At 47.1% G+C, this 7217-nt stretch carries 7 protein-coding genes; 3 read left to right on the top strand and 4 right to left on the bottom strand.

Going from position 1 to position 7217, the window contains the following annotated elements; genetic code table 11:
• Positions 1 to 360 precede the first annotated feature (360 nt).
• On the top strand, positions 361 to 1470 hold the full coding sequence (gene thrC / locus IM456_RS20375; protein ID WP_149987300.1) for a threonine synthase: 1110 nt from the start codon (positions 361 to 363) through the stop codon (positions 1468 to 1470).
• Between the two features lie 30 nt (positions 1471 to 1500).
• On the opposite strand, the gene hisB is transcribed toward thrC, so the two are convergent.
• From hisB to IM456_RS20360, 3 genes are all read right to left on the bottom strand, one after another.
• A complete protein-coding gene (hisB, locus tag IM456_RS20370; RefSeq protein ID WP_002782099.1) occupies positions 1501 to 2130 on the bottom strand; it encodes an imidazoleglycerol-phosphate dehydratase HisB in 630 nt (209 codons plus the stop codon).
• Positions 2131 to 2723: 593 nt separating this feature from the next.
• Positions 2724 to 4244, bottom strand: a complete 1521-nt coding sequence (locus tag IM456_RS20365; protein WP_149987299.1) for a TonB family protein — start codon at positions 4242 to 4244, stop codon at positions 2724 to 2726.
• 157 nt (positions 4245 to 4401) lie between these two features.
• A complete protein-coding gene (locus IM456_RS20360; protein ID WP_061430417.1) occupies positions 4402 to 5085 on the bottom strand; it encodes a hypothetical protein in 684 nt (227 codons plus the stop codon).
• 501 nt (positions 5086 to 5586) lie between these two features.
• On the opposite strand from IM456_RS20360, the gene IM456_RS20355 reads away from it, so the two are divergent.
• Entirely contained in the window at positions 5587 to 5799 is a 213-nt protein-coding gene (locus IM456_RS20355) for a CAB/ELIP/HLIP family chlorophyll-binding protein (protein ID WP_002756687.1), read from the top strand.
• 58 nt (positions 5800 to 5857) lie between these two features.
• On the opposite strand, the gene dapF is transcribed toward IM456_RS20355, so the two are convergent.
• Positions 5858 to 6703 carry a diaminopimelate epimerase gene (gene dapF / locus IM456_RS20350; RefSeq protein WP_287694741.1) on the bottom strand — a complete coding sequence of 282 codons (846 nt, stop codon included), beginning with the start codon at positions 6701 to 6703 and terminating at the stop codon, positions 5858 to 5860.
• Positions 6704 to 6795: 92 nt separating this feature from the next.
• Between dapF and IM456_RS20345 the strand changes: the two genes are divergently transcribed.
• The coding region (locus tag IM456_RS20345) for an RNA-guided endonuclease InsQ/TnpB family protein (protein ID WP_287712801.1) at positions 6796 to 7217 on the top strand (422 nt) is incomplete at its 3' end.

Below are 7217 nucleotides of genomic sequence, written 5' to 3'. Positions count from 1 at the left end.
TTGCGCTTTGATAATGTACCTTTTGGGCGAACGCAGTTCGCCCCTACATTGTGGACAAAATCCGTTACTGTAGGGGCGCAAAGCTTGCGCCCTCCGATCGATTGGGATATTATTCCCACGCAAGTCCCTAATTAAATCAACCTCTGAAAGACAAAAAGGGCAAAAAATCAGATTTTTAGCGATAAAATGACAGTTTTTTGCCTAAAAGTCCATTTATTGGCTGTTACTGCCTTTTATCTTTCCGCATCCCTGTTTTAACCCCCATGAATCCCAATCGGGCGATCGAGATGAATTTTTTGGACTGCTTATTGGATAGAATAGGAAGTTAGGCCATCTAATCAAATCTGTATCCTTAAGGCTATGACAACTATTTCTCGATCGATCCCCCAATCACCCACTAAATCCTCGTCTATCGGCGGCTGGCGCGGTTTGATCGAAGAATATCGCCAATTTCTGCCCGTAAGCAGTAAAACCCCTGTAATTACCCTCCTAGAAGGCAATACACCCCTGATCCCCGCCCCTTATCTCTCAGCACAAATCGGGCGCGATGTCAAGGTTTTTGTCAAATATGATGGTTTAAATCCCACCGGCAGCTTTAAAGACCGGGGCATGACCATGGCCATCTCGAAAGCTAAAGAAGAAGGGGCAAAAGCGGTGATTTGTGCCAGTACCGGCAACACCTCGGCGGCGGCGGCAGCCTATGCAAGAAGGGCCGGGATGCGGGCCTTTGTGATTATCCCCGACGGTTATGTGGCCTTAGGAAAATTAGCCCAGGCTTTATTGTATGGAGCGGAAGTCATCGCTATTAATGGCAACTTCGATGATGCCCTCAAGATTGTCCGCCAACTATCAGAAAATTATCCCGTAACTTTAGTCAATTCCGTCAATCCCTACCGTTTAGAGGGTCAAAAAACTGCTGCTTTCGAGATTGTCGATGTCTTGGGTAATGCTCCCGACTGGTTATGTATTCCCGTCGGTAATGCGGGCAATATTAGCGCCTATTGGATGGGATTCTGTCAGTATCACCAGATAGGCAAATGTGACCGACTGCCGAAGATGATGGGTTTTCAGGCCTCTGGGGCTGCCCCTTTTATCTCCAAACAACCGGTTGACCATCCCGAAACCCTGGCCACGGCTATCCGTATCGGCAACCCGGCTAACTGGGAAAAAGCCTGGGCCGCTAGTCACGCTAGTCAAGGGCAATTTCACGCAGTCAGCGATGAGGAAATATTGGCAGCCTATCGGATTTTAGGGGGCCAAGAGGGGGTTTTCTGTGAACCAGCCAGCGCCGCTTCTGTGGCAGGATTATTAAAAGTGCATCAACAGGTTCCCGATGGGGCCACCGTAGTGTGTGTTTTAACGGGAAATGGCCTAAAAGACCCAGATTCGGCGGTAAAACACAGCAATAACCAACTAAAATCTGGGATTGCTCCCGAATTAACCCAGGTGGCTCAAATTATGGGCTTTTAAGCTAACGTTAATTCGGGTTAAGCAGTGCTTCTATAAAACTCCCTTAGAACTGGGAATTATACCGGCGCGACGGGGATCGATCGCTATGGCCATACTCATCGCCCGGGCAAAAGCTTTAAAAGTAGCCTCAATAATATGATGGGAATTAATCCCGTCTAATTGGCGAATATGTAGGGTCATTTGACTGTGATTGACCAAAGCAACGAAAAATTCCCGCACTAGCTGAGTATCGTAGGTTCCCACTCTTTGGGTGGGAATTTCTAGACCATAACTGAGGTGGGGACGACCGGAAAAATCGAGGGCAACTTGCACTAAAGCTTCATCGAGAGGGGCGACAAAATGCCCGAAACGGACGATCCCTTTTTTGTCGCCTAAAGCTTGCAGTAAAGCTTGTCCGAGGGTGATTCCCACGTCTTCATTGGTGTGATGGTCATCAATTTCTAGATCTCCGGTGGCACGCACATCGAGATCGATCGCAGCGTGGGAGGCGATTTGCTGCAACATATGATCGAGAAAGGGAATTCCTGTCTGGGCGCGACAATTGCCGCTACCATCAAGATCGATCGTCACCTGTACATCGGTTTCTTTGGTAGTACGACTAACCGAGGCGCGACGGCAAGGTGAGACAAAAGAATCGGGTATCTGGGAAGTGGAAATCATTTGCAGCAGTTATCTTAATGGTGAGATACGAAGTTTTCCTTTTCAGGAGACAGGAGACAGGAGACAGGAGACAGGAGACTCCGAGGAGAAAAAAGACAAGAGACAACTATCCTACCCATAAAACCTAGAACGTAGGTTGGGTTGAAGCATGAAACCCAACGCCCGCTCATGTTACGCTACCGCTAACCCATCCTACAAATAATTGTGCCTCCCTACTTAGGGTTTGCTGAAAAAGTTTTTCCTGGGGGCAGGGTGTGGGGTGTGGGGTGTGGGGTTTTACCAGTTTTGAGGTGGCCAATTACCTAATTTTCAGGGAAAAAGTGCCTAAATTTCCCCCCGATCACTCCCAGATCCAGTACTTTTTGATTGACAAAAGGTCTAAAAGTCTTACCCAACAAGGTTTTTAGATTTATTCAGCCAGCCCTAAGTAGGTAGCCGTTAAAAATTATCAGATGCCCCCCTTATCAAGGGGGGACTAAGGGGGGATCGAATTATGGACTAGGAAGATGAGAGTTTTTTTCAGTAATCAGTGAACCTAAAACTCACATCTGATTACTGATAACTGATCACTGATCACTGAAAAGGCTGATGGACTAACTTTCTGGTTCAGTTTTAGCTTCCGCCGGCGGACCGGGGGGCAAGGCTTCCTCGCTCAGGGGTTGAGGATTTTGGCTAGTGGGGGGACCGGCGGGGGAAACCTCCGGCTGATTGAGAGCGGGGGTTTGGGGAGGATTTTCTGGGGCTTTTTCTTCGATTATCGCTTCTTTGGGCGGTTCTTGCTGGGTTGTGGCCGGATTTGGACCTGTGGTTTCGGGCGGCTTGACGTTATCCGGTTGGGGACTAACGGCCGGTTGCGGGGTTTGATTAGGACGAAGCGGGGTTTCAATTGCCGGCGTTACGGGGGGGGAGTTACGGGTATTGAGGTTGCTACCCTCTGGTTTTGGAGGATTAGCAATCGCACCTCGGCACACTTCCGGGTTAGGGGCAAAACTGACTCGCACCTGATAGATTCTCGACTCACCACTGGGATTATTAAAACGAGTTGATCTCACTTCCCCAGCCGCCTGTTGATTGAAAATCGGGAAGCCAGCACTTTTAATTAACTGGGGTTCACTGCTGAGGCGGCCTTGACTATCCACCGTCACCCCATAAACCGCCGTCCCCGCTAATTGACGGGAACAAGCCGTGGCGGGATAATTACCAGTCAAATTGACGGTAGTTATGCCTCTGCTGCCCTGATTGGGCTGATTTAGTTCATTTAAGGCGTTAGGATTAGTTTTTTGGACTCTGGCCAGCCAATCCACCTGATTTCTCATAGCATCCTCGTTACTGGTATTGCTTTTATCCGCCTCCAGGGAGCGCAAACGTTCCCGCATTTCCCACATTAATTGTTGACGACGCTGTTCATCGAGGGGCGATTGACCATTCGGCTCCGGCGTGCGGGCTAGGGAATTGTTTAATTGTTCCTGCGCCTGTTGCGATGCACTAAGGGGCGAATTTCGCAATCTATCTAAAGTTAGATTATCTTGGTAGGGATCGAAGTAAGGCGGTATCCGGTTGTTATTAGTCTCCCTAGGCAGATTATTATTGTCCGGCAGGGTGGGAACAGAAGGAGGACTGGGTAAACTGGGGGTAGAAGTGGGAAAATTGCGAGGAATCGGTAATCTACCCGGGGAGGGGATAGATGCCACGGGAGGAGAATAGATATTGACGGAGGGTAAAGAGGAGAGGGGAGGTAAAGCAGGTAAGGACGGTAAAGGGGGAAGGGAAGAAACCGAGGGTAAAGGAGGTAAGGTGCTGTTATGGATACCATCGATGGGGGGGAGAGGAGGCAAAGAGGAAGAGGAAGAGGACGAATTGAGGTTAGGCAGTTCGGGTAAGCTGGACAGGGAGGAGTCGAGATTAGGAAGACGTGACTGCTCTAGAGGGTTCAATTCAATCAGATTGACGTTGCGTAAATCCTTTTTTGGCTCCTGCGCTGGATTATTGAGGAAATTAGGTAAGATAATCGCTAAAATTAGGGCATGAATACCAAGAGAAGCGGCGAACGAGAGATTATTAGAGTTAATTAGTTTATTTTCTTCGGTTTCTAGACCAAAATAGGAGGATGTCATAATGCTAGTTAATTGAGCAGAGCCTGGAGGGGAAAAGTTAACTCTATTTTAATCGTCAGGGCGATTTTTTTCTTGAGGGCGGGGAATTAATTGGTGTCAGTACCCCACCACCCCACACCCCACACCCTGCCTCTAGGAAAAACTTTTTCAGCCAACCCTACTTATGCTGTGAGCGGGCGACAGCTTTTAATTTGGGATACAATTCCGAAGGGTCTAACAAAGGGATAAACTCATCGATTGCCGGTTTAAAATTAGCCGGAAAATTCTCCCTAGTTCCAGGACCGTTAGGCGATTTAGGCACTGATTCTAATTCAGGGAATTTGGGCGTTTCCGGGGTTAACTGCGAGAATAATTCCTCCACATTACTCATACCTTTGCGAGGATCGTTAAAAAGAGAAGTTTCTAAGTTGAGTAAAGAATCTTTACTCGTGGCTACTGTGCCATTATTATCGGTTTTGCCCGCTTCTGGCTCTGGACAGGGCTGCTCAAGGGTGGGAGAAGGTGTATTCGCCTGTTCCCGTTTAGGGATAACTGCTGATTTTTTGCCATTTAACTGGGAATCTAGCAAGTTTTTACAAACCAAGCGCTCGAATTCCCCCGTGAAATGAAAGGTAGGATGGCCGCGACGGTGCCAAATTTTGAGGATTTCCTCCACCGAAATGACTTTGTAACGTCCCTGATAGAGGGCCTCTAAAATCGCCATGCGAATCCAATTGAGCGAATAGATGGGCAACCAGCGCTCGATTAATTCCTGCGCTTTGTATCCTCTCATTTCAAATCGATATTGGTTGAGTATAGTCGCTATCTGCATGAGGTTGATCTCTGGGCTAATCTCTGCCATAGAATTTACAAAAACAGTGAGCGCAATCGTTACGGCTACTAGGCACTCTATATATTAAGATTCTATTCAGGTTTTTCCTAGTGGTTTTTCCCTATTCTCCCCACACTTAACCCATTCGGCACATCTTCGCTCAAGGTCAGTTGACTCCCTAGGTTCGGGTTCGCTTTCGGTGGCAATTTTTCCCCCGCTAACTCCTGTACGGTTTAACGGCAGTCCTCTGGCGACCTTAAGATAGTTTTTGTTTTCCCCTTGGTTATGGTGGCCAAGCATACACCTCTTTGTTACCACAATCTAAGTAATTTGTCAATAAAAAAGCAAAATTTCCTCAATAAACCCAGAGAAGATAAAACTATAGCACTACCCTGACAGCCCAGAACCTTGCCGTTGACTGAATACCCGATCGAGTTTTTCTGAGTCTCCAGAAATTTTTTGTTAAAATTTGCAACATAACTTAATAATATGTTACACTTCTTAACATAAGCATACAAAAGGAGCCTCCCCATGACTGCCCGCGGCTACACCACCGAAGAACAAGGAAGACTGAATAATTTTGCTGTCGAGCCGAAAATGTACGTTGATAGTTCTAGCAGTCTCGGTTTTACCAAAAACGCTGAAAAATTGAATGGCAGACTAGCCATGATTGGCTTTGTCTCTCTTTTAGCCATTGAATTGTTAACTGGTAAAGGAATTATTGCTTGGATTACCAGTCTCTAAGAATTAACAATCCCGTAGCGCTGTTCGGGGAGTTCAGTCCCCGTCCAGACGGGGTGGTTTAGATACCATAAATGCCCTCAAAAACAGCTTTAGCAGGACCTGTCATGTAAACCCGGTTATCGGTTTGGGACCAGTGAATCTGAAGACAACCACCGGGGAGTTCCACGGTACAACGGCGATCGCATTTAGCCGTTAACACGGCCGCCACTACCACAGCACAAGCACCGGTACCGCAAGCGAGAGTAATTCCCGCTCCTCTTTCCCAGACAAGCATCTTCATATAATCCGATGCGACTACTTCCACAAACTCCACATTAGTCCGTTGGGGAAAAACTGGATGATGCTCAAATTTTGGCCCGATAGTTTCGAGGGGAATAGAGGCCAGATCACCCACAAAAGTGACACAGTGGGGATTACCCATACTAACGCAAGTAACTAACCAATCTTTGCCCTCCACCTCTAGGGGAACCGCGAGGACTTTTTCTGATCCCTTGACCAAAGTGGTGGGGATTTCACTGCCGAGGAGTTGCGGCGGCCCCATATCGACCGTTACCTGTTCATTGGCTTCTAAACGGGGAATTATCGTTCCTGCTAGAGTATGAATGCGATAGGTGCGGCCAATGGCGTTGTTAGCCTCTAAACGGGCGATAAATTGGGCTAGACAGCGAATACCGTTACCACACATTTCCGGTTCCGAACCATCAGAGTTGAAAATTCTCATGGTGTAGTCGGTTGCTGCTTGGCCGGGAAGCGCAAAAATCACGCCATCGGCACCGATGCCAAAATGTCGATCGCACATAGCCACGGCCATTTCCGCTGTGATCAGGGGTTCGGGACTGTGACGGTTATCTATCAAAATAAAATCATTGCCCAGGCCTTGATATTTGGTAAAGGGGATTTTCATCGAAAATTTTGGGTCTGAAACCCCGTCGTTCTACGACGGCTTTACTGTTAAATATTAGCACATTTACGAAATATATGCTAGTGTGAAAGGACATGGAAAAAGCCTATTCGTTTCGATTTTACCCCACACCAACACAAGAGTCGCTATTGCGGCGCACATTGGGCTGTGTAAGATTGGTTTACAATAAAGCTCTCCACGAACGAACACAAGCTTGGTACGAAAGACAAGAAAGAGTAGGATATGCTGAAACGTCTTCAATGCTAACTGATTGGAAAAAGCAAGAAGAATTAGAGTTTTTAAACGAAGTTAGCTGTGTACCTTTACAACAAGGGTTAAGGCACCTACAAACAGCTTTTACTAACTTCTTTGCTGGTCGTACTAAGTATCCTAACTTTAAGAAAAAACATCAGGGAGGAAGTGCCGAATTTACCAAATCAGCCTTTAAATTTAAAGACAAACAAATCTATTTAGCCAAATGCACAGAACCTTTACCTATTCGATGGTCAAGACAAAT

The sequence above is a fragment of the Microcystis sp. M079S1 genome (assembly GCF_020246425.1).
GTDB lineage: Bacteria > Cyanobacteriota > Cyanobacteriia > Cyanobacteriales > Microcystaceae > Microcystis > Microcystis aeruginosa.
Note: the sequence above shows the minus strand (reverse complement) of the source record. Positions and strands in the feature narration are given on the sequence as shown.